This window comes from Ochrobactrum sp. AN78, from assembly GCF_029909885.1.
Lineage (GTDB): Bacteria > Pseudomonadota > Alphaproteobacteria > Rhizobiales > Rhizobiaceae > Brucella > Brucella quorumnocens.
Window position 1 is genome coordinate 87,702 of sequence record NZ_JASAMU010000003.1, and the last position, 23,741, is coordinate 111,442.

Below are 23,741 nucleotides of genomic sequence, written 5' to 3' on the forward strand. Positions count from 1 at the left end.
TGGTGTTTGAGTGCTAACTGGTATAATGAGTATTCCAACATCTGCAAGTGGAAAATTGTTAGCCCAGTCACGAGAGCGTGGGTAACGGCTTTCCTCGAGGCATTTGAACATGCATAAGAGAGAAAAGCTCATGAGTAGTGAGATGCAATGACCCAACCAATCGAACCCATCATTCGCCGCAAACTGTCCGACGAAGTTTTCGACCGGCTCGAAAACATGATTACGTCCGGTGAATTGACGCCGGGCGACGAAATGCCGTCCGAGCGTGTTCTGATGGAGCGTTTTGGCGTCGGACGTCCCGCGATCCGCGAGGCGATGCAGTCACTTGCCAAGATGGGACTGGTCAATATCTCGCATGGTGAGCGCGCCAAGGTTTTGAAACTGACTGCCCGTTCGATCTTGCAGCAAGTCGACCCGACGGCGAAGATCATGCTGGCGCAATCCCTGGATACGCTGGAGCATCTCAAAAGCGCGCGTATTTTCTTCGAGCGCGGTATTGCCCGTGAAGCAGCGCAGAAGGCCAGCGAACAAGACGTTGCGGACCTTCGCGCAATCGTGGAGCGCCAGCGGGAATCGCTGGGTGATGCCGATGCGTTCATTTCCGCCGATATGGAATTTCATATTCGGATCGCGAAAATTTCTGGCAATCCGATCTTCGTTGGCGTCAGTGAAGCGATGCTCGCCTGGCTGCGTGAATATCACACGCATATGCTGATCTGGACGGGTAAAGAAAAATACACACTCGTCGAGCACGAAGAAATTATCGAGATGCTTGCCGCTAAAAACTCGGACGGTGCAGAAGCTGCGATGCTGCACCATCTCGAGCGTTCGCGCGCGCTTTATACGAAGTAACAGTCTTTACAATGGTTCCAATTAAGACTGTATCGTTGGAACCGCTGCAGCTATTTGTTTTTACGCATTATCCTACTCAAAACCGCTTCGCACTTTTTGCTGCAAATGCTTTAAGTTTTAGTTCTCAGGAATGTTCTCTCTGAAGATCACCTGAACGCGTGGCGGCTGTGGGTCGAATGATTGGCCTTTGATGCTGCTGATAAGTGCCATCAGTGCTTCACGCGCTTCAACGCGCGGGTTCTGATCAATGACAGCATCCATGGTGCCATTCAGCAGCAGGCGTTTGGTGCTTTCGGTCAGTTCATGCCCAATGAATATAACTGAATCCGATTTACCGGAATCCATCAAAGCCTGACCGATGCCCTGATTGCCAGCGCCTAGATTATATATGCCTGCAAGGTCCGGGTGGCGCTCGAGCATCGCGATAGTCTCAGTATAAGCCTTCTCGCGACTGTCTTCGATCTCTTTCAATTCAACGATATTTAGTTGCGGAAACTCCTCCGCGATCACGCGCCGAAAGCCCATCTCGCGCTCTTCATGTCCGCGATAGGAAAGCGATCCGGCGAATAATGCGACCTTGTTTCCTGCCGCTCGCCCCAAAAACCTGCCAAGGATATAGCCGCCAAGCCGGCCTGCTGCGCGATTGTCGATGCCAATATAGCCAACGCGTGGCACATGTAGAATGTCTGACGCAATCGTTACGATATGCGCACCGGATTCAGCGAGAGCACGCATGGCTTCACGCACTGTCGGGTGATCCAGCGCAATCACGCCAACGCCTTGCGCCTGTCCCTTGAGGCTTTCCAGCGCCTGCGCCAGCGTATCCGGGTTGAAGCCTTCAACACTATGGATGGTCAGGTCAATTTCAGGCTTCAGCGCGGCCTGCCTGACAATCTGATCGCGCAGATTGGCGATGAAGGTGTTGGTTCCTGCAGGCAATACGAAGTCCAGCTTCATCCGCTCAGTGGGTGCTGCATTGCGAGGCGCGCTGCCGGGAAGGTAGCCAAGATTGCGTGCGGCTTCGAGCACGATTTCCCGCGTGCGCTCTTTCACGCCATCGCGATTGTTGAGAACACGGTCAACGGTCGCACTTGATACACCGGCAGCCTTGGCAATGTCGCTCAATGTTGATCGCAAATCCCGTCCCTCACAGAAATGATGTAAAATGATGTATTTCGATTTGAAAATGATGCAAGTCTTATGCGTCATCGGATGGGTGTTTTCCTCATCAATTCCCGTCGATGTATCCGAAATACATCAAAATACATCATTTTATGCCAAATGCAGTTGGGCTCCTCAGTAGATCAGGCGTTAGTGGCGATAAAAGATGCAAAATGATGTAAAATGATTTTATATGATGTTGACACTCAAGTGAATTGCCTTCATCAATCCTCACCATATCAATGGAGGTTGATATTTCTCATCGAGGGAAGCGGTGTTGGGCCCCTGCTTTTTGGCAAGGATTGACTGCTTCAAACAGCGCGCTGGTCTCAGCGTGGCGATGGGAAACTGATAGCGGGAGGTTCAAATGAGTACAGCGCAGGGTTTCACACCTGATCCGCCGGTTCGTGTTCGGGATTTTAAAATCGGTTGTATCGGTGCCGGCATGATCATGGCCGAGTGTCATCTCGCCGCTTATAAGGAAGCGGGCTTTAAGATCGGGGCAATTGCCTCGCGCACAAAGGCAAGGGCCGAAGAGGTCGCCAGGCGCTGGGAGATTGCTACGGTTCACGACACGCCGGAAGCACTGATTGGCGATGAAGCAATCGAAATCCTCGACATCGCGTATCCGCCGGATCAACAGCCTGCACTTATTCGCAAAGCGCTTGCACAGCCGCATATCAAGGGTATTCTTGCGCAAAAGCCACTGGCTCTGACGCTCGAGGAAGCGATTGCCCTGCGCGATGAGGCCGCAAAAGCTGGCAAAATCCTCTCGGTCAATCAGAACATGCGCTACGACCAATCAATGCGTGTGTTGAAGCAAATTCTCGACAATGGCGAGCTTGGCACGCCTGTAATGGCGACAATCGAGATGCGGGCGATCCCGCATTGGCAAGGTTTTCTCGAAGACTATGACCGCCTGACACTATCCAACATGAGCGTTCATCATCTCGATGTGTTGCGGTTTCTATTCGGCGAGCCTGAAACCATCACGACACTGACGCGAACTGATCCACGCACCAAGTTTGCGCACAAGGACGGCATCACCGTTTCGACATTGATGTTCCCAAGCGGCGTCATGGCGGTCTCGATGGAGGATGTGTGGTCAGGGCCGCGCGAAGAAGGTTTTGACAGCGATATTTACATCAAATGGCGCGTCGAAGGCACCGATGGTGTGGCGCAAGGCACGATTGGTTGGCCGGATGGTTCTCCATCAACACTAACGTATGCTTCCAAGAAGACAACCGGCGGCAAATGGGTGAGCCCGAAATGGGAAACCATGTGGTTCCCGCATGCTTTCATTGGTGTGATGGAGCAGCTGCAATACGCCATTCAGTCTGGCGAACCGCCAGCACTGTCAGTGGCAGACAATGTGAAAACGGTTGCGCTCATCGAGGCCGGTTACAAGTCGATTGATGAGGGCCGGACGGTCAGATTGTCCGAGATATCAATTAAGTAAACGAGCGCATCCCGAAAATTGTGAAGCGGTTTTCGGAAAAGATGCGCGTTAACAAATAATCTTAACGGGAGGGTTTCGATCATGATGCAGGTGGGTATTTTCAGCGGCTATTTTCCTTATTCGCTTGAGGAAACAGCCAAAAAAATCCGGGCGCTCGATTTCAACACGGTCCAGCTGGACATGCACTTCAAGGACATCGATCTCAGCGCCGGTCAAATCACCACGGATAAATGCGTCAAGATCCGCGAGACATTCCGCGATCATAACCTGCCGATTTCATGCATTTCCGGCTATACGAACATCATTCATCCGGACAAGGGTGAGCGCGAGCGTCGCGTCGGTTATCTCAAAGAGATTATCCGCCACGCGCAATATCTCGGAACGCCCTATGTGATTTCTGAAACAGGTACTTACAACACTGAGTCTGACTGGGTGCATCACCCGAAAAACAAGACCGAAGAAGGCTTTGAAGAATGCCGCAAGGTCATCGCTGACCTCTCGCAGTTTGCCTATGATCATGGCGCGGTTTTCCTGCTCGAGACCTATGTGAACAATGTGGTCGGCTCGGTTGAGGAAACGGTAAAGATGTTTGCTCAGGTTGATCATCCGGGTCTTGGCCTGCTGATGGACCCGACCAACTATTTCGAGACGCACAATATCGACCGGATGGATGAAATTCTCAATCAGGTCTTCGATACGCTGAGCGACAAGATCAAGATCGGTCATGCGAAAGACGTCAAGCGCTCAGGCGATGACAAGAGCGAGAAGCACGCCGATATTGGCGATGCTGAAGCACTTGAAAGCCATACTTTCCGCGGCGTTGGCGAAATCGAATTGCCCGCTCCGGGTCTTGGTTCACTGAACTATGACCTTTATCTCAAGCGTCTTGCGCAGAAACACCCGAACATTCCGATGATTATCGAACATCTCGACGAGGCTGATGTGCCGCGTGCGAAGAAGTTCCTTGATGGCAAACTGCGCGCGCAGGGACTTTAAAACTACCTAGGGCGGGGTGAGGCGGCCGGTGCTACAAACAAGCGTTTACACACTGGCCGCCTTTTGAATGAAATGGCTGTACGCCGCAGTATTTAAGGTGCGAACATGGTGAAGCTTTACGGAGAGGCGAGATCGCGTCGCGATATCGCCGCGAGCAGTGGCTCTTTTGCGCAATTTGCAGGCGTGCGCCTGATGACGCTGGAAGACGGATTGGAACGCGGCATAAGAATGCTGGAGTTTCGTTCGGGCACCGGCCTGCGCTTTACCGTACTGGTTGATCGCGCCTTGGATATTGCAGATTGCGATTATCGCGGCATGGCTATCGGCTGGAATTCACCATCTGGCTTCCGCCATCCGGGCCTGCATGAATATGAAGGTGAGGGTGGCCTCGGCTGGATGCGCTCTTTCTCGGGCCTGATGATCACATGCGGTCTCGATCATATCCTCTTCATGTATGACGAGGCGGCGGATCATTATAATTACAAACCGCGAGAGATGATCAAGCATTCCATTCATGGTCGCGTTGGCACCATTCCGGCGAAACTCACCGGCTATGGCGAGCGTTGGGAAGGGGACGAATGTTTTCTCTGGTGCGAGGGTGTCGTCACTCAGGGAACCGTTTTCGGCGAGCATCTTGAATTGACGCGCCGCATCGAAATCAAGGCTGGCACCAACGATATCAAGCTGACGGATCGTGTGACCAATCGCGGCTTTTATCGAACGCCGCATATGTATTGTTATCACATCAATGTCGGCCATCCGGTTCTGGCTGAGGGGTCGCGCTATCTCGCTCCCATCAAGGATGTTGTCTGGGCGGCGCATGCGGGCGAGGATTACCAAAAGCAGAGCGTCGGTTATCGCTCAATGCCTGCGCCGCAAATGCAGTTTCATGAACAGGTCTGGCAGCATGAAATGGGAGCGGATGCCAATGGCGAAGTGCCGGTCGCGCTGGTCAATGACAGGCTTGGTATCGGCTTTGAGGTTGTCACCCGCAAGGATCAGTTCCCCTGCATGTATGAGTGGCAGAACCTGCAGGCTGGGCAATATGCACTTGGCATTGAACCGGCAACCAACCACGTCCTTGGGCATGGAGCTGCGCGTGAACGCAATGAGCTGATCTGGCTCGAACATGGCGAGGAGCGTCGCTACGATAGTACGTTCCGTATCCTTGCAAATACCTCGGAAATTGTGGCAAGCGAGGCTCGAATTGTGGCGATTTGCAGGCAACCTGATGGCGATTATCCGGCACCATCAGGTAATCACATTACCATTGGAGGCCGCTCATGAGCGGTGCACCCATGTTTTCAGTAGCGGGGAAAACCATTCTCTATACAGGCGCCGCCGGTGGTTTGGGTCTTGAGACAACCTTGAATTTCCTGCGTGCCGGCGCGCGGGTTGTCGCCATTGATCACGATTCGAAAAAGATCGAGGAGCTGAGAAAGAAAACAGCGCTTGAGAACCTTGACGGACTTTCTATTCACGCGCTTGATCTGTCTGATTTGTCAGCACTTCGCCCTGCATTAGAGGCTATTTCCAATGACGTCGGTGGCTTTGATGTTGTGATTAACAATGCCGCGATTTATCCATCAAAGCCGTTTGAAGAATACACGCTTGAGGAAATGCAGAAGGTGCAGCACATCAATGTTGATGCGGGCATCGTCTGCGTTCAGGTGGCGCTGCCTCATATGCGGAAAAAGGGCTGGGGCCGTATTATCAATATCGCCAGTGTTACAGCCTATGGCGGCTGGGCACAGCTCTCGCCTTATGTGCAATCGAAGGGGGCTCTGATCGGGCTTGCGCGCGCCTGGGCACGTGAATTCGGTGCCTATGGCATTACCGTCAATGCGGTTTCTCCGGGGGCATTTCCTACAGACGCAGAAAAAATCCATCCTGATCCAGAAGGCTATACGCGCTATGTGTTGGACCATCAGTCGGTGAAACGCCGTGGTTCCGCCCATGATATTGCTTCCGCTTTGATGTTTCTTGCTTCTGAAGAAGCAGGATTTATCACCGGCCAGACCTTGAATGTCGATGGCGGATGGGTGATGCATTAGGGAACGAATTTGCATTGGAGGAATGCGTGAGGAAACTTTATCTGGCGGTCGGGTCGCTTAATCGCGAAGCCCCTTATTTTCAGGGTGCACGTGGCGAAGGCCTTTCCATCTACGCATTCGATACGACGACAGGTGAAGCTCAGCGCATTTGCGGCACAAGTTCGGTCGACAATCCGACATTTCTAAGCGTCGATCCAGATTCAGGCGTCATTTACGCCAATTCGGAAGTGTTCAACTGGTATGAAGGCACTGTTACTGCCTATCGATTTGATGCTGGGCGTGGTGAGCTTGTTTATCTCAACAAGCAGGCCTGCCAGGGCAGCATATCGGCCTATAACATGGTCACGCACGACAGAAAATTTGTGCTGGTTGCCAATTATGCCATGGGAACGGGTGGCCCGGATCAATCGCTGGTCGCATTGCCGATCTTAGCCGATGGTTGTTTGGGGCCGGTAAAAGGTTCTGTTCGTCACGAGGGAGTGCTTGGACCAATCACCGATCGGCAGGAACGAAGCCATCCGCATTGTGTGGTTGAAACGCCAGAGGGCGGCATCTTTCTCGCTGCCGATCTTGGCCTTGATGAAATCATAGCTTACCGATTGGATGATGAGGGTGCGTTTGAGCGCCTCAGCAGTGTTGCTGTTATAGCAGGCTCCGGGCCTCGGCATATTGCGCAGCATCCGAATAGCCGTTTTGTCTATGTGTCCAACGAACTTGATTCCAGCGTTTCGCTTATTCATCGTGACGGCACTCAGTTGAGCCTTGGCCAAACTCTGCCAAGCGTACCTGCGGACATCGAATCTCATGGTGCAGATATTCATCTGACACCCGATGGGCGGTTTCTCTACTGTTCGAACCGTGGGCCGGACAGCATCACGGCATTTCGTGTGGATCAGGAAAATGGCAGCTTGGTTGAGATCGGCCAGAGCTTTACGGGTGGAAAAACACCGCGTAATTTTGCTGTGACACCAGATGGTGGATGGCTTCTGGCCGCGAACCAGAACGGAGATTGCATCGCAATTTTCACAATCGACAAGGAGACGGGCATCTTGAACGATACTGGCAAGCGCATCGAAATTGGCACTCCCGTCTGTGTGAGGCCGTTCTATCTGTGAGCGGTGAAACCGGTCTTCCACGAAAGCAACGCCGTAAGGGCTCTGGCGTGACCATGGCCGATGTGGCTGCGGCTGCAGGCGTGTCGATGCAGACGGTCTCGCGGGCACTCCGCTTTCCAGATTCGGTAATGCCTGAAAAGCGCAAGGCTATTCAGGACGCGATTGAGAAAACCCATTACGTCCATAATCTCGCTGCAAGCCACCTTGCTTCACATAAGAGCAATACGGTCGCAGCAATTATCCCGACGCTCTCAGCTTCTGTTTTTGCAGAAACCATCCAACATTTTTCCGATGTTCTGCACAATGCGGGATATCAGATTTTCTTGGGTAATACGGATTATCGCCCGGAGCGCGAGGAAGAGATTATCCGCAGTCTGTTGGGCCGTCGTCCGGATGGAATTTTCCTCATCGGTACACATCACAGCAAGCGCAGCGTGGCGCTGCTCAGACGGGCTGCCATACCTGTCGTTGAGGGCTGGGATTTTACAGACAAACCGATTGATCGGCTGGTTGGATTTTCGAATACGGCTGCGATTGGTGAGATGGTTGATCATCTGATTAATGTAGGCAGGCGTTATATTGTTTTCGCAGGTGTTGTCAGAAAAGGTGACAGCCGTGCAGCCGAGCGTCGCGCCGGGTTCAAGGCGGCGATGGAGCGGCTATTTCCAGACGAAAAGCCACGCATCACTGTGGCGACCGAAATGCCGATTGCCATGGCTTCGGGCGTTGATCTTTTGCGTAGGGCACTCGCGCAATATCCGGAAGCTGATGCTGTCATGTTTTCGAGCGATATTCTGGCGTCAGGCGCGCTGCTGGAAACGCAGCGCATCGGCATCAAGGTGCCGCAACGCTTAGCGATTACCGGCTTTGGTGACTTTGAATTATCACGCCATCTGCTACCGCCATTAACGACGGTTGCGGTGCCTTCGGCAGAAATTGGACGACAGGCGGGTGAGCTTTTGCTGCAAGCCATGCGCGGTGAGACATCGGCAAATACCATCGTCGATGTCGGCTTTGAGCTGAAGATCAGAGCCAGTGGGTAGAATGTGTTTCGATCTGACTGAATCGGGTCGGCATTCAAGTGTTTGTTTTCATGCTCTCTTTCCCATAATGCGGTTCCCTGTTCGGGAAGACCACTAGCGCACCTCGAATTATGCTCTTTATTCGTTGCCTCGAAAGATGAGCGCTAATTTTAAATTCAATGATAGCTCGATGTTTCGCATTTATATCTGTTGTGATTCATAAAATATGTTAGCGCTCACTCTGGACAATCAGAAAATATCCGATAGGTTCAGCGCAAATGGATTTGAACAGGGAGGAGGCAGCTATGGGTGTTTTATCAGGTTATCGGGTGCTGGATTGTTCGATTGCCATGGCAGGGCCGTTTGCAGCGCAGCGGTTGGGTGATCTGGGCGCCGATGTTGTCAAAGTTGAGCCGACAACGGGTGAATGGCAGCGCCATGTGGCTGCAGGCGGTGCTGAAGGCAACAGGGTCAATGTCTCGTTTCTGTCGCTCAACCGTAACAAGCGTTCACTCGCAGTCGATCTGAAATCCACGGACGGCAAACAGGTTCTTATGGACTTGGTCAAAACGGCTGATGTCTTTTTGCAGAACTATCGTCCGGGCGTCGCAAATCGTCTCGGCGTGGATTACGAGTCGCTCTCCAAGATCAATCCGAAGCTGATCTATGTTTCGATTTCCGGTTACGGCGAAGATGGCCCTTATGTCCAGCGTCCGGGACAGGATCTGGTTTTACAGGGCATGTCGGGGGCAATGCTTTCGGCAGGGCGTGAAGGCGAGCCGCCGACTGCCGCCGGGCAATATCTCGTTGATGCCATCACGGCTTATAACGCCTTTGAGGGTGCGCTGGCCGCGCTTCTCCATCGCGAACGTACGGGCGAAGGCCAGCTAGTTCAGGTCAATATGCTGGATGCGATCACCACCATCCAGATGCAGGAGCTTTCGGTTTTCACGGTTGGGGGCAAGCCACAGACCCGCTCTGCAGAACCGCATGCACATGTTTACATCCGCGCGCCTTACGGTGCTTTTGCAACGTCTGATGGATTTATCATTGTCGCTTTCCCAAAGCTGAAAACGCTGGGTGAAGTGATCGGCGAAGACAGCTTCCTCACCATGAATGACGAGGTCGATACATGGGCGCGCCGCGATGAAATCTTTGCCAAAACGCGAGATAAGCTGAAGGCAAAAACCTCTGCAGAATGGCTGGAACTTTTGCGTGCTGCCGATATCTGGTGCGGCCCTGTTTATGGTTATTCCGATCTCGTTGAGGACGAACAGATCAAACATAACGGCACGTTTGTGGAATACCAGCATCCGACTGAAGGCAAAGTGAAAACGCCGGGTTTCCCGATCCGTTTCTCCAAAACACCATCGACGGTTGATCGCGGCGCGCCAATCACCGGGCAGGACACGCGCGATATCCTGGCAGAAGCAGGATATGCGGCGGATAAGATCGCAGCGCTTGAGCAGTCCGGCGTTATCGTTTCAGGAAACCTCTGAAATGCAGGTGATTAACGCTCTCACCTGGGATCATCCGCGTGGTTATAACGCGCTGGCTGCAGCTGCAAAACTACCGCAGACGGTCAATTCAGGCTTGGATATCCGTTGGAATAAGCAGCCGCTTGAAGGCTTTGAATCGCATCCGATTGCCGATCTTTGCGCCCGCTATGATCTCGTGGTTCTCGATCACCCGCACGTAGGAGAAGCCATTTCCGGCAACTGCCTTCTTTCTTTGGAGGATGTGTTTGGCGATGAAATCGTTGCGAGATTGGCCAGTGCAAGCATCGGCCCGTCACTGACGAGCTATCGCTTTGCGGGAAAGCACTGGGCGCTGCCGCTTGATGCCGCTACGCAGGTCATGGCATTGCGGCCCGATCTTTTGGCCAATGTACCGACGACTTGGGACGAGGTTGTGCGCCTATCGCGTGAAAGTGGCAATGTGGCGCTTTCGCTCGCTGGTCCCCATGCCTGTCTGTCATTCTTGTCCATAGCAGCGGCTCTTGGCGAGCCGCCAGTAGAAAAAGACCCGGACATTCTTGTGTCAGATGCAGTTGGTCGCAAGGTTTACGATCTCATGTCGGAACTTGCAGCGCGCAGCCCGGCATCGGTCAGGCAGAAAAATCCTATCGGTATTCTTGGCCATATGGCGGGGCATGACGATGTGGCTCTATGCCCGCTCGTTTACGGCTATGTGAACTATGCCGCTCCGCAAAACGGTCATCCTCTGGCTTTCCACAATGCACCGCGCGCTCGTGCTGATGGACATCCGGGTTCGACATTAGGCGGCACTGGCATCGGAATTTCGCGCCGTTGTAATGTTACACCAGAACTTAAAACTCATCTTTTGTGGCTTATGAGCCAGGAAGCGCAGTCCAGGTTCATTCCAGATCATGAAGGGCAACCCTCGCGCCGCGATGCCTGGCATGACGAGCGCGTGAATGCGCATTGGGGCGATTTTTATCGCAACACGGCAGACACGCTCGAGCAAGCCTATGTGCGCCCGCGTCACAACGGATACATCGCCTTTCAGGGCCAAGCGTCAGCGCTTCTGGGTACAGCTTTTGATGAGCGACGTCCTGCAATCGATGTGTTGAGCGAATTGCAATCTCTTTATGCGGCTTCGCGTGCAAATGCCGGTGAAAGGTGAGTTTCCCATGACTGAAGATGTAAAATTTGAGATTGATGGCGCCGTTGCCATTATCACGTTGAACCGCCCGCAAAAACTCAACGCCGTCACGCCGGAAATGGCCGACGCAATCGTTGCTGCCGTTACGGAATGCAATGACAGCGAAACGATCCGTTGCGTCATCCTGACGGGCGCTGGTGAGCGCGCTTTTTGCGCGGGTTCTGACATTCGCGAACTCGATACTTATGAGACGCCGTGGCAGTTCCGCAATCGGCCGGATTATTGCGATGCATTTCGTGCGCTGCTCAAACCATCAATTGCAGCCGTCAATGGCTATGCGTTTGGCGGCGGGCTTGAAACCGCAATGTCGTGCGATATCCGAATTGCTTCTGAAAACGCCCAGTTTGCAGCACCTGAAATCAAGCTCGGCTGGATTGGCGGTGGCGGCATGGCGGCACATCTGGCGCATTCCATCGGTGCATCCAATGCAGCACTTATGATTATGACCGGCGATCCGATAGCCGCAGATAAAGCCGAGCGTTGGGGACTTATAAGCGAAGTCGTATCGCAGGCCGATCTGCTTAAGCGCGCCCGTGAAATCGCCGATGTGATCGCCTCGCGCGCGCCGATTGCCGCAGAAACCGCGAAACTCAATCTCAAGGCTGCTGTTTCGATGCCGCTTGAAAAAGCAATCGAATATGAGCGCGATCTGCAAACAATCTGTTTTGCCACGGCCGACGCACAGGAGGGTCGTGCTGCCTTCAAGGAGAAAAGGGCACCGTTTTTTCATCGACGCTAACAGGGCTGGGGGGCTTTAGAACGCACCCTGAAAAGCTGTTTTCGGGATGCGTAGCAATACAAAATGTTAGAGCGGCGATCTCAATCGATCAGATCGAAACACGCTCTAGCTCGTCAAATCGAGGGAGAGGGATTTTGACAACCGAAACCATGGGCAAGCAAAAGGCGCTTGGCAGTACGATATTTGCCAGCACCATCGGTACAGTCGTCGAGTGGTACGACTTCATTCTGTATGCGACAGCTGCCGCGCTTATCTTCAACCATCTGTTCTTTCCGCAATTTGACCCGACAACGGGTATCATTGCGTCTTTCGCGACTTATACGGTTGGCTTTCTGGTGCGTCCGCTGGGCGGCATCGTGTTTGGCTGGATGGGTGACCGCATCGGGCGCAAGCCGGTGCTGATGATTACGCTTTTGATGATGGGTATCAGTACCACATTGATCGGCTGTCTGCCGACCTATGACACGATCGGCATTTGGGCACCGATACTTCTGCTTCTGCTGCGCGTTGTTCAGGGGCTTGGCGCGGGTGCTGAATATGCGGGTGCCGTGGTTATGGCAGGCGAGATCGCCGGTGGCCGCCGTGGTTTCTTTGCAAGTCTTCCTGCGGCTGCTGTCGATGTCGCTACAATTTTGGCGGCAGGTATTTTTGCTCTTTTCACGCTGTTGCCTGAAGATGACTTTATGAGCTGGGGTTGGCGTATCCCGTTCCTGCTAAGTGGTCTGGTGCTGTTTCTCGGCGTTTACATCCGTCAGAAAGTTCCGGAATCGCCGGAGTTCGTGCAGGTTAAGGAAGAGCGTCGCGACGCTAAATTGCCAGTACTCGAAGTGCTACGTGATCATCCACGGACCATGCTTGCCGCAATGGGTGCGAATCTTGCTCCCAATCTGTCTTATGTCTTCCAGACATTTACGCTGGCCTATGCCACGTCGAAACTCGGGTTCCCGCGCGAAATCATTCTGACGGGCGTCATGCTTTCAAGTGCGTTTGGCGCTGTGATGTGTGTGGTTTTTGGCGCATTGTCTGACCGTGTCGGACGTGTGCCGATCATGGCTTTGGGATCGGCTGCCGCAGCAATCTATTCGCTGGTCTACTTCCAGTTGTTGGGTGCCGGTACACCATGGACGGCAGTGGTGCTGATCATCATTGGACATGCAATTGGTGCACGATCATCCTTTGGTGTTCAGCCAGCCTTTTATTGCGATATTTTCCCCACGGAAGTTCGCTACAGCGCGATAGCATTCGCACGAGAAGTGACGGGTGCCATCTTTGTTGGCCCACTGCCGCTCCTCGCGACCGCTCTGGTGAGCTGGTATGGTTCTGCCTGGCCTGTCGCAATCATCACAGCAATCTATTGCCTGATCACGACAGTATCCGTTTTATGCGTCGAGAAAGCACAAAAGCTCGACGCGGAAGCCAGAGAGAGGCGCGGTCTCATAGAGCAGGAAGCGTAGTTTCCTAAAGTCACTACGCCCCCATATCTAAAAATTGCTCTGACCGGATTTTCCGGTCAGAGCTTTCCAGCGAAAGCTGCGTTCAGCAGATCAAGCGCGCCCTGCTTGGTCAGTTCAATCGGATTGCCACCAGCCGTTGGGTCAACGATAGCCATCTCGGCTATCAGGTCTTTGCGAGCCGCATCCATTTCAAGCCCTTTGACAAATTCCGGCAATGTATTCGGGACGCCGAGGTCTTTGCGCAGCTTCAGGATGGCATCAACAAAGCCGTCGAAACCGCCTTCAATGCCAAGATAATCGGCAAGACGTTCAATGCGCTTTTCAATAACCGCCCGGTTATGGTGCAGGACATAAGGCATGAAGACAGCATTGGTCATGCCGTGATGTGTGTCGTAAAGCGCACCAATAGGGTGAGATAGCGAGTGGATTGCACCAAGCCCCTTCTGGAAAGCAGTGGCACCCATGGAAGCCGCCGCCATCAGGTTGGCACGCGCTTCGATATCCGAGCCATCGGCATAGGCCTTGGGCAGATTTTCAAACACAAGACGAATGCCTTCAACAGCGATACCATCTGCCATCGGATGAAAGCCGGGCGCGCAATAGGCTTCCAAGCAATGAGCGAGCGCATCCATGCCGGTGCCGACCGTGATGAAAGGTGGCATGCCAGTCGAGAGTTCCGGATCGGCAATGACGGTCACGGGCAGCATTTTCGGATGGAAAATAACCTTCTTGGTGTGGGTTGCTTCATTGGTCAGAACGCCAGCGCGACCAACTTCCGAGCCCGTTCCAGCGGTCGTTGGTACGGCGATGATCGGTGCGATTGCGTTGCTGTCAGCGCGGGTCCACCAATCGCCAATGTCTTCGAAATCCCAGACGTCGCGGGTCTGGCCAGCCTGAAAGGCGATGAGTTTGCCAAGATCAAGCGCCGAGCCGCCACCAAATGCAATCACACCATCATGCTTGCCTTCATTGAAAACCTTGACGCCAGCATAAAGATTGCTCTCAACCGGATTGGGCTTAACGTCGGAAAAGACCGCGTATTTTACGCCTGCTTGATCAAGAATGGCGAGTGTGGAAGCAACCACCGGCAGCTTTGCGAGGCCCGGATCGGTGACGAAGAGTGGTCGTTCGATGCCTGCTGCTTTCAGCACGGCGGGCAGTTCCTTGATGCGGCCCGGTCCGAAAAGCACGGTGGTCGGGAAATTCCATTTGGCAGTCAAAGTGGTCATGTCGATCGCTTTCAAGATATTCAAAAAAGATCAGATTTTTTCACGCAGGTGGAAGGACTTAGGCCGCGTGAGATTGCCGTAACCGATAGGTGAAAGGGCAGCGCCCTTGCCAGTATCCTTTACGCCGGTCCACACAAGTGCGGGGTCGAGATAATCACAGCGGTTCATGAACACGGTTCCGGTTTCAATGCTGTCGCCAAGTGCTGCCGCGTGATCGGTATCGGTCGTCCAGAGTGAAGCGGTGAGGCCATAAATACTGTCGTTCATCAGTGCCAGTGCCTCCTCATCGTTGCGCACCTTCATGATGCCAACGATGGGGCCGAAGCTTTCTTCACGCATGACGCTCATCTGATGATCGACATTGGTGAGCACTTCGGGAGCAATATAAGGCGAACCGGCAATGTCGTTGTCGACTGTCATGTTCACATGGGCTTTCGCGCCTTTGCGTAATGCTTCGGCCTTCTGCTCGCGAATGAGATCGGCAAAACGCGCCTGCGCCATTGGTCCAAGCGTTGTTGCGTTATCCAGCGGATTGCCGACGACATATTGCTTCGTGAGATCAATAAAGCCGTCAACAAACCGATCATATACGGCTTCATGCACGTAAATACGTTCGATACCGCAGCAGCACTGACCCGAATTGAAGAATGCGCCATCAACCAGATTGGCGACTGCATGATCGAGATTGACGTCCGGCAATACATAGGCCGGGTCTTTTCCGCCAAGTTCCAGCCCTAGCGACATGAACGTTCCGGCCGCAGCCTTTTCAATCGCGCGACCGCCACCGACCGAGCCGGTGAAATTGACATGGTCGATGCTGCCGGCTGCGAGCAGCTTCTCGGTTGACGCATGATCGAGCACAATGTTCTGGAACACACCTTTCGGAATGCCTGCTTTCTCAAAAGCCTGCGCGAAACGCTCACCGGTCAGCAGTGTCTGTGTGGCATGTTTGAGGATCACGCTGTTGCCTGCCATCAATGCGGGGATGATGGTATTGACGGCTGTGAGATAAGGATAATTCCACGGTGCAATCACCATCACGACACCAAGCGGAACATGCTTCACATAACGCCGGAAGCCATCCTTCTGTGCAGGCACATAATGGGCCAGCGCTTCTTCGGCAATGTCGATCATGTACTGGCCGCGCTCTTGAACACCGCCATTTTCGCCGCCATAGCGCGTTGGGCGGCCCATCTGCCAGGCAATTTCAGGAATGATGGCCTCCTGCATTGCGGCGAGTGCATCCAATGCTGCACGACAATAGCTGGCTCGTTCAGCGATGCTTAACTGAGCCCAGCCGACCTGAGCCTGCCGTGCTGCAGTGACTGCCGCGTTGATCGCGGCGTCGCTCGCATAAGGGCGCTCCGCATAAATTGAGCCATCAATTGGGGAGATGATCTTGGCAGTGCCACTCATCGGGCAGTTCCTTTGTATGAAGTCATTCTGTATTTCAGTCTGTTTTGGAGCCACAGGTCAATAGCGTTCAAAGCCACGATGCAGTTCCCAATCGGTGACGCGGCGGTCATATTCAATCTGCTCCCAATGAGCGGTGTGGACATAGTGATTGACCACACCTTCACCGAGCGCTTCCTTGAGGAAATCTGAGTTTTTGAGCGCTTCGGCAGCTTCGCGTAAGGTGTAGGGGATTTCCTTCAGCTTCACGGCTGCATAGGCGTCGCCAACGAAAGGCTCATCAAGCTCCAGCTTTTCGTCCACGCCCCTAAGACCGGCAGCAATGAGGGCCGCAAAGGCAAGATATGGATTGAGGTCCGCGCCGCCGATACGGCATTCGATCCGAATACCCTTGGTGCCTTCTCCGCAAAGCCGGAAGCCTGCAGTGCGGTTGTCCTGACTCCACATGATTTTGGTTGGCGCGAAAGTGCCTGCCTGAAAGCGCTTATAGGAGTTGATATAAGGCGCTAGGAAATAAGTGTAATCGGCAGCATATTTCAGCTGACCCGCGACCCAGGACCGCATCAGCGGCGTCATGGTGTAGGGTGCTTGGGGGTCAAAGAACAGTGGCTCTTTTCCGTCTGCACTCCATATGGAATTGTGCACATGGCTCGAACTACCGGCCTTGGCGTAATCATATTTGGCCATGAAAGTGATGCATTTGCCATGCGCATCGGCGATTTCTTTCATAGCGTTTTTCATAACGACATGACGGTCGGCCATTTCAAGCGCTTCGGCATAGCGCACGTTGAGTTCCTGCTGGCCTGGGCCCCACTCGCCCTTGGAGTTTTCAACCGGAATACCGGCAGCCCCGAGATGATTGCGCATGGCGCGCAGCACCTGTTCTTCCTTGGTGGTCAGATGGATTACATAATCCTGAACGTAAGGAGAGGCGGTGTCCATATCCTGCCAATGTTTGGCACGGGCGGTTTTATAGGTTTCGTCGAAAAGATAAAACTCAAGTTCGGACGCGAAATAGGCGCGATATCCGCGCTCATGCAAGCGTGCGAGCTGCTTCTTGAGGATGGCGCGCGGTGAATGCGCGAGGTCTTTATGGTCGTGATGATCAAGCACGTCACAAAGCACAATGGCCGTTTTTTCCAACCAGGGCGCAAGACGCAAGGTGGAGAGGTCTGGCTTCATGACGAAATCGCCGTAACCCTTGTCCCAGCTCGCCGCTTCATAGCCCGGAACCGGCTCCATATCGATGTCATTGGCCAGAAGATAATTGCAGCCATGCGTTTCGTCATGGGCGGTTTCCACAAAGAAGCTCGCGTAGAAGCGTTTGCCAATCAGGCGGCCCTGCATGTCTACAAAACATGCAAGAACGGTATCAATTTCATCATTTGCAACGGCTTTTTTCAATCTGTCGAAAGTCAACTGGTCGGCCATTTATGCTTCGCTCCTCACGGGAAAAATGAGAGGGCGCCGCGCCAAAGCGCGGCGCCATATTCGTCAGGTGTAGCGGTATGGAGCACCGGCGTTGCGCATGGTTTCCTGATATTTTTTCAGGATTGCGACAACTTTGGCATTGCGCTCGCTCTGTTTGGCAACGTCGTCCCAGAACTCAAGCGCAGCATCTTCAATCTGCTTCCATTCGGATTCGGGAATGGTGGTGAGTTCCAGCTTGCCGCCGGTGGTCCGATAATGGGCTTCACCCCACCAATACCAATGCTGGCGATGGTAGTGCGAGGAATCCATTGCTAACCGGAAAAGTGTCTTCAGATGGTCCGGCACAGCGTCCCATTTTTCGGTATTCGCGAAATAGGAACCGGCCCATGCGCCATTGATATTGTTGGTAAGGTAATACTTGTTGATGTCCGCCCAACCAACCGTATAGGCCTCCGTCGCGCCGCACCAGGCAACGCCGTCGAGTTCGCCGGTCTGGATGGCGACTTCGATGTCTTCCCATGGCAATGTGACCGGAACAACGCCGAATTTTGTAAGGAAGCGACCGCCGGTGGGGAAGGTGAAGACGCGCAAGCCTTTAAGATCGGCAACGCTGCGGATCGGCTTTGTCGTCACAAAATTGCACGGGTCCCATGAACCGGCGCTGAGCCATGTTACACCGGGGATTTCGTTATAGGCTTCTTCCCAGATTTCGTTAAGACCATGCCAGTTGAAGAGTGCCGGTACGTCGAGACTATAGCGCGACGCAAACGGAAAATAGGCCCCGAACACGGCGACATCGACTGGGGATGCCATCGAGTCATCATCGCTTTGTGCGGCATCGATTGTACCGGATTGCACGGCGCGGAAAAGCTCCCCCTGTGGGACAAGCTGATCGGCGGTGTAGAGCTCGATCACCATTTCGCCATTTGCTGCCTTGTTGAAGGCATCGATAGACGGCTTGATGACGTGTTCTGCGAGTGCCGGACCCGCATAGGTCTGAAGACGCCACTTGATTGGGCTCTGAGCCCGCACATAAGGCGTTGCAAGTGTCGTGGCGCCAATGGCACCGACAGTGGTTAGCCCGGCCTTTTTGAGAAAGTCGCGTTTGTTAAGCTTGTTATTCTCACTCATGCCCATTCTCCCATTAAGTGTTTGAAGTTCCCTGCTATTTTAACGGCTTGGCCATTAGCGGCTCTTTTGACCGTTCATGCTTATGCGTTCTCCCTTCGAGATCCTGTTATCGGCCCATGTACCAGTTAGGCAACCACATCGCGATCTGTGGAAAGATCATCAGAATGATAATGGTCAGCACCATGAGGAAGAAGAATGGCACGATGGATCGATAAATATCCATCAGCGTCACATCCTTTGGTGCCAACGCTCGCATCATGAAGAGATTGTACCCGAATGGCGGCGTGATGTACGCGATCTGACAAGTGATCGTATAGAGAATGCCAAACCAGATGGGATTGAAACCAAGGCTCTTCACCAACGGGATATACAGAGGTGCCACAATGACCAGCATGGCGGTGTCATCGAGGAACATGCCCAATATGATGAAAGAGAAAAGCATTAGGATCAGAATCGTCCAGGGCGACAAATCAAAAGTACCAAGCAAAAGCCGCTCGATTGCTTTGACCGCGCCAAGACCGTCATAGACCGACGAGAAGCAAAGGGCCGCCAGAATGATCCAGAGGAACATGCAGGTGATGGTCAGCGTATTGCGGGTCGTGGTCTCCCAAACAACTTTCGTCAGACGCTTGCTGAACAACGCTGCGAGAGTTGCCAGCAGAGCACCAACGGCTGAGCTTTCAACGAGGCTTGTAACACCCGTGAGAAACAGCCCCATCATGGTGCCAAAGATGACAAGTGGAAGTAGACCTACCCGCAGGGACGAGATGCGTTCGCCCCAGGTAATCCGTTCCAGCTCTTCCTTGGGCAAGGTCGGTCCAAGCTCGGGATTTATGCGGCAGCGTATGTAAATGTAGATGGCGAAAAGTGCTGCCATCAGCAAGCCTGGGCCGATGCCTGCCAGCCAGAGCTGCAAGACCGGCTGTCGGGCGATCATGGCGTAAAGTACCAGCACTACGCTTGGTGGGATCAGAATGCCGAGTGAACTGCCAGCCTGAATGACGCCTGTCACCATAACCTTGTTGTAACCACGCTTAAGAAGTTCAGGCAGAGCGACGGTTGCACCAATTGCCATGCCAGCGACGCTCAATCCGTTCATGCAGGAAATGATGACCATCAGGCCGATGGTGCCCAAGGCCAGCCCGCCGCGAATGCCTCCAAACCACACATGGAACATACGATAGAGATTGCTGGCGATGCCGGATTCCGACAGCATATAGCCCATGAATACAAAGAACGGCACGGTTATGAGCGGATACCAATTCAACACCGCGAATGTGGCATTGTAGGGCATCTCGAACGAGCCTTTGCCCCAGAGCAGAAGTGCGGCGATTGTGCCCACAAATCCGATCACGCCGAAGACGCGCTGACCCGTCATCAGCAGCACCATCATCGTGGCGAACATAAAAAGCGTTATGAATTCCGAGCTCATATGTGGTGGCCTTCCTCAATCGCAGGGCCTGCAACAGTGCTAATTGGCTTGCCGCGTAACGACGCCCAATCCTTGAAGAAGTTCGAGATGCACTGCAGAAGGAGGAGAAAGATGCCCACCGTCATGATGAGTTTGATCGGCCACAAGACCGGTGCCCAGGCCGTATAATTCTTCTGGCTATAGACGATCGCGTAATTGGTGGATGAGATGCCACCCATCACCATCACTCCCAGATAGAAGATGATGAAGAGGATGGTGATCATGTCGGTGATCGCCTTCCTGCGCGGGCTCAGGCGATCAAAGAACAGATCCATACGCACATGCGCGCCCTGTTGCATAGCATAGGCTCCGCCCAGCAGATAATAGGCAGAAAGAAGGAACTGGGACATTTCCAGCACCCAGTTTACCGGCACACCCAGTACAACGCGCGAAAAGGTTGAATAGAGAAGGCAGGCTCCAAGTACGAAAAACAGATACATGGCAAAGCGCCCGACATAATAATTCAGCGCATCAACATATTTGACGAATAGTCTGATCGGCTTCGGCATTTCCCGCTCCTTCAGGCCTTCGGTCTGGTGAGTTGGAGTTGAGGGTCCAGCGTCTTCGCAATATCCGTGAAGATGGTTGCAAGTCGTGCTGCCCAGGCGTCTTGTGTGTCTTTGCTTGTGATTTCGTTGTTGCGGAGCTCAATCATCACGCAAGGCATATTGCGCGGCCGTGCATGGCGCTCCAGCGTGTAATAGACCCGATCTGCAGGTGAATATGGCTCATTCACTCCGACATTGAGGGCCTTATCCCGCTTCAAAGCAGCGATTAGTGGTGCGGCGATACGGTCATCCCGATCATGAATAATGCCGATCTGCCAGGGGCGCGAAACACCGCGATAGATCGGTGTGAAAGAATGGATCGTAACCACCCATGATGCCTGACCGCGCGCTGCGCGGGCATTGATGACCTCTTCAATGCGGCGGTGAAACGGCCTGTGCGACAGATCAATCCGCGCGGTTCTTTCCATAGAGCCGAGTTCATGGTTGCCGGGAACAACTGTCGTTTCGCTAATCTCAGGAATAAGATCCCGCGCATCGAGAGGCCGGTTACAATCGATAAGCAAACGTGAAAGGCCGGCTTCAACAAGAGGGGCATCAAGTGCGGCGCTTAAATGCCGTGCGATCTCAACCGCGCCAGGGTCCCATGCGATATGCGCGTTGAGAGCTTCTGCGTCGAGCCCAAGCCCGTCGAAACTATCCGGTATAAAATTAGATGCGTGCTCGCAAACGAAGAGATAGGGGCTTTCCCCCTTCTCGTTCACAACAAAATACGGCTCAAAAGACACAGCTCCAGTAGCCGCGCGAATATCTCGCTCGTCCGTCATTCTGCTTGTTCCCCGCGCTGTAACTTATGTTACGTTTTTTACGTTTATGCGCTATTGCGGATTATTTGATACGCCGTATGATAATTTGTCAAACACAATTTTGCCCAAATTGGAAAAGAGCTGCCAGAATGGAAAATGCCGCAATGACGAGCACCAGCGTCGCGGAACTGATTAACGAACGCATTGACGCCATGCCCGCGGGTGAACGCAGTGCGGCGCAGACCTTGATTGCGAATTATCCCATGCTGGGACTTAAGACAGTGGCCGAGTTTTCCGCACAGGCGGGTGTTAGTTCGCCCACGATCCTGCGGTTCGTTAACCGCCTTGGTTTTCAGAATTACCCCGATTTTCAAGCTCGGTTGCAGGATGAACTTGCAGCTCAGCTTCAGTCCCCGCACCATCGTAACGAGCATCCCGAAAAGGGCAGGGATGCTGCTTATCCGGCCGTGGAACATACGCTGGAGAATATCCGCGAGACCTTCCGTCATCTGGGCGAGAAGCAATTGCGACAGGTGGTTTCGGCACTCAGCAATTCCAAGGGTAATGTCTATCTGATCGGCGGGCGCTTCACTGACCCGATTGCACAATATATGGCGGCGCATATGTCGATCATTCGCCCGCATGTGTTTCATCTGGGCGGACAGGAAAGTGTGTGGCGAGATCGCTTGCTGGATATGGGCAAACGGGATGTTCTGGTCGTCTTCGATATACGCCGTTATCAGGACAGTCTGTTGAAGCTTGCTGAGAAAGCAAGGGGGCGAGGCGTTGAAGTCGTCCTGATTACGGATCAGTGGCTTTCACCCATCGCGCGCGTGGCACGCCACGTATTGGCAGGCCGTATTACCGTGCCTTCCGCATGGGACTCATCGGCAGCGCTTTTCGTGCTGGCTGAAACAATTATCCGCGAAATGACGCGGGCTTTGGAGCAGGATAGTGCTGCGCGCATCGCTGAACTTGAAGCACTCCGCTAGATACTTTCTTATAAAGAACCTAACGTTTTTGATGGCCTCCGCCATCTATTTTCCCGCACGTGAGATGCGCCGATCTGATCGATAATACTTTGATAATATTATAAATTAATCTGATTCCATCGGATGGTGAGGCCGGGTTTCTTATGGCCAAATTCTCACAATATTACCCTCTTGGATAAGCCAGAGACGTTTCTTTCTCGCGCAAAAGCGCGGAAAAGAAGCTTGACTCAACTTATGACATAAGTCATATGACAGATGCTGTGTCAGCCTGATGAGGATCAGGGCAGAATAAAAGGCACTGCGGGAGGAAATGTCGAAGTGCCATGGGACGGTGCTTGGGCAGAAAAAGCTGGAGGAAATCATGATCTCGAAATTGTTGAAGCGTTTTGCGCTTGCTGCAACTTTCGCTTCTGCCTTGTGCGCTGGTGCATCATCAGTCATGGCGCAATCTTTGTCTGACATTACCGGAAAAGGAACTGTCACGGTCGGTGTGCTGACAGGCATTCCGCCATACGACACGGTTGATGCAAGCGGCAAAACCGACGGGTTTCTCGTCGAAGTCGCACGTGATGCGGCAAAGGCACTCGGCGTTAATCTGGAAGTCGTGCCGGTAAATAATGCTTCGCGCTCGGCAGCGCTTGAGTCCGGTCGTGTAGACTTTCTGATTGCGCAGATGACAGCAACGCCAGAACGCGCCAAAACCTTTCTGATGACCAACCCTTATGGCGCTTATGAAATGCGCTTCATTGCTGCAAAAGACCTCAAGGTTGAATCTTTGCAGGACCTTGCAGGCAAGCGCATCTCGGTGCCGAAGGGCAGTACGCAGGATGTTGCGGTAAGTGGTTATGGCATCGAAGGGCTTGAAGTTGTCCGTTTCGATGATGATGCGCTTGCAATGCAGGCGCTGATTTCGGGGCAGGTTGATGCCACAGCAGCAGTTGCAACGGTTGCCGAAGACATCATCAAAAAGCGGAACCTCACCAATCTTGAAATCAAGAAAGATGTGCCGATCTTTACGCTCTACTGGTCTATGGCCACGCGCAAGGATGCATTTGAGCTTCATCAGTGGCTGAATAATTTCATCTACTACGAAGAAGTTACGGGCCGTCTGAATGAACTCCATCAAAAGTGGATTGGTGGCCCAATTCCGGGTGGAAAACTCCCGTCATTCTAAGCCCTTTCTGTCTGATCGGCGTCGCATGCCGAAATGTATGCGACAGCCCGT

Annotated in this window: 21 protein-coding genes; 13 read left to right on the forward strand and 8 right to left on the reverse strand. The window is 53.2% G+C overall.

The window, feature by feature from the left end:
* Nucleotides 1-147 precede the first annotated feature (147 nt).
* Nucleotides 148-852: a transcriptional regulator NanR gene (locus QBD00_RS07145; protein WP_264231924.1), complete on the forward strand. Its 705-nt coding sequence runs from the start codon at nt 148-150 to the stop codon at nt 850-852.
* Nucleotides 853-969: 117 nt separating this feature from the next.
* On the opposite strand, the gene QBD00_RS07150 is transcribed toward QBD00_RS07145, so the two are convergent.
* The gene (locus QBD00_RS07150) at nt 970-1,989 is read right to left on the reverse strand and encodes a LacI family DNA-binding transcriptional regulator (RefSeq protein ID WP_318579285.1); all 1,020 of its coding nucleotides are present in this window, start codon (nt 1,987-1,989) and stop codon (nt 970-972) included.
* A 391-nt stretch (nt 1,990-2,380) separates the two neighbouring features.
* Here QBD00_RS07150 and QBD00_RS07155 point away from each other — a divergent pair, with 391 nt between their 5' ends.
* The 10 genes from QBD00_RS07155 to QBD00_RS07200 all read left to right on the forward strand — a co-directional run bounded on the left by QBD00_RS07155 (nt 2,381) and on the right by QBD00_RS07200 (nt 13,537).
* Complete coding sequence (locus QBD00_RS07155; protein ID WP_318579038.1) at nt 2,381-3,472, forward strand: Gfo/Idh/MocA family oxidoreductase; 1,092 nt, start codon at nt 2,381-2,383, stop codon at nt 3,470-3,472.
* Between the two features lie 81 nt (nt 3,473-3,553).
* On the forward strand, nt 3,554-4,468 hold the full coding sequence (locus QBD00_RS07160) for a sugar phosphate isomerase/epimerase family protein (RefSeq protein WP_151092654.1): 915 nt from the start codon (nt 3,554-3,556) through the stop codon (nt 4,466-4,468).
* A gap of 105 nt (nt 4,469-4,573) precedes the next feature.
* The gene (locus tag QBD00_RS07165) at nt 4,574-5,755 is read left to right on the forward strand and encodes an aldose 1-epimerase family protein (RefSeq protein ID WP_318579039.1); all 1,182 of its coding nucleotides are present in this window, start codon (nt 4,574-4,576) and stop codon (nt 5,753-5,755) included.
* Nucleotides 5,752-6,522: an SDR family NAD(P)-dependent oxidoreductase gene (locus QBD00_RS07170; protein WP_318579040.1), complete on the forward strand. Its 771-nt coding sequence runs from the start codon at nt 5,752-5,754 to the stop codon at nt 6,520-6,522. The genes QBD00_RS07165 and QBD00_RS07170 overlap by 4 nt, the downstream gene beginning before the upstream one ends.
* A gap of 26 nt (nt 6,523-6,548) precedes the next feature.
* Nucleotides 6,549-7,637 (forward strand): lactonase family protein, encoded by a 1,089-nt coding sequence (locus tag QBD00_RS07175; protein WP_318579041.1) that lies wholly within the window; start codon nt 6,549-6,551, stop codon nt 7,635-7,637.
* The gene (locus QBD00_RS07180; RefSeq protein WP_318579042.1) at nt 7,634-8,680 is read left to right on the forward strand and encodes a LacI family DNA-binding transcriptional regulator; all 1,047 of its coding nucleotides are present in this window, start codon (nt 7,634-7,636) and stop codon (nt 8,678-8,680) included. The genes QBD00_RS07175 and QBD00_RS07180 overlap by 4 nt, the downstream gene beginning before the upstream one ends.
* A 284-nt stretch (nt 8,681-8,964) precedes the next feature.
* Entirely contained in the window at nt 8,965-10,158 is a 1,194-nt protein-coding gene (locus tag QBD00_RS07185; RefSeq protein WP_318579043.1) for a CaiB/BaiF CoA-transferase family protein, read from the forward strand.
* 1 nt (nt 10,159) lies between these two features.
* Nucleotides 10,160-11,305, forward strand: a complete 1,146-nt coding sequence (locus tag QBD00_RS07190; RefSeq protein ID WP_318579044.1) for an ABC transporter substrate-binding protein — start codon at nt 10,160-10,162, stop codon at nt 11,303-11,305.
* Between the two features lie 7 nt (nt 11,306-11,312).
* The gene (locus QBD00_RS07195; protein ID WP_318579045.1) at nt 11,313-12,083 is read left to right on the forward strand and encodes an enoyl-CoA hydratase/isomerase family protein; all 771 of its coding nucleotides are present in this window, start codon (nt 11,313-11,315) and stop codon (nt 12,081-12,083) included.
* Between the two features lie 134 nt (nt 12,084-12,217).
* Nucleotides 12,218-13,537 (forward strand): MFS transporter, encoded by a 1,320-nt coding sequence (locus QBD00_RS07200; protein ID WP_191793102.1) that lies wholly within the window; start codon nt 12,218-12,220, stop codon nt 13,535-13,537.
* Between the two features lie 56 nt (nt 13,538-13,593).
* Here QBD00_RS07200 and QBD00_RS07205 read toward each other — a convergent pair whose 3' ends face one another.
* From QBD00_RS07205 to QBD00_RS07235, 7 genes are all read right to left on the reverse strand, one after another.
* A complete protein-coding gene (locus QBD00_RS07205; RefSeq protein ID WP_318579046.1) occupies nt 13,594-14,766 on the reverse strand; it encodes an iron-containing alcohol dehydrogenase in 1,173 nt (390 codons plus the stop codon).
* A 30-nt stretch (nt 14,767-14,796) separates the two neighbouring features.
* Entirely contained in the window at nt 14,797-16,182 is a 1,386-nt protein-coding gene (locus QBD00_RS07210) for an aldehyde dehydrogenase family protein (protein ID WP_318579047.1), read from the reverse strand.
* Between the two features lie 57 nt (nt 16,183-16,239).
* A complete protein-coding gene (locus QBD00_RS07215; RefSeq protein WP_264231936.1) occupies nt 16,240-17,610 on the reverse strand; it encodes a glutamine synthetase family protein in 1,371 nt (456 codons plus the stop codon).
* Nucleotides 17,611-17,673: 63 nt separating this feature from the next.
* Entirely contained in the window at nt 17,674-18,741 is a 1,068-nt protein-coding gene (locus QBD00_RS07220) for a TRAP transporter substrate-binding protein (RefSeq protein ID WP_151092685.1), read from the reverse strand.
* Between the two features lie 106 nt (nt 18,742-18,847).
* Nucleotides 18,848-20,173, reverse strand: coding sequence for a TRAP transporter large permease (locus tag QBD00_RS07225; protein WP_151092687.1), 1,326 nt, complete (start codon nt 20,171-20,173; stop codon nt 18,848-18,850).
* A complete protein-coding gene (locus tag QBD00_RS07230; RefSeq protein ID WP_151092689.1) occupies nt 20,170-20,721 on the reverse strand; it encodes a TRAP transporter small permease subunit in 552 nt (183 codons plus the stop codon). Before QBD00_RS07230 ends, QBD00_RS07225 begins: the two co-directional genes overlap by 4 nt.
* Nucleotides 20,722-20,732: 11 nt before the next feature.
* Nucleotides 20,733-21,545: an N-formylglutamate amidohydrolase gene (locus tag QBD00_RS07235; protein WP_151092691.1), complete on the reverse strand. Its 813-nt coding sequence runs from the start codon at nt 21,543-21,545 to the stop codon at nt 20,733-20,735.
* Nucleotides 21,546-21,673: 128 nt separating this feature from the next.
* On the opposite strand from QBD00_RS07235, the gene QBD00_RS07240 reads away from it, so the two are divergent.
* Complete coding sequence (locus QBD00_RS07240; RefSeq protein WP_095444106.1) at nt 21,674-22,516, forward strand: MurR/RpiR family transcriptional regulator; 843 nt, start codon at nt 21,674-21,676, stop codon at nt 22,514-22,516.
* A gap of 361 nt (nt 22,517-22,877) precedes the next feature.
* Nucleotides 22,878-23,690, forward strand: coding sequence for a transporter substrate-binding domain-containing protein (locus QBD00_RS07245; RefSeq protein WP_318579048.1), 813 nt, complete (start codon nt 22,878-22,880; stop codon nt 23,688-23,690).
* The last annotated feature ends 51 nt before the right edge of the window (nt 23,691-23,741 follow it).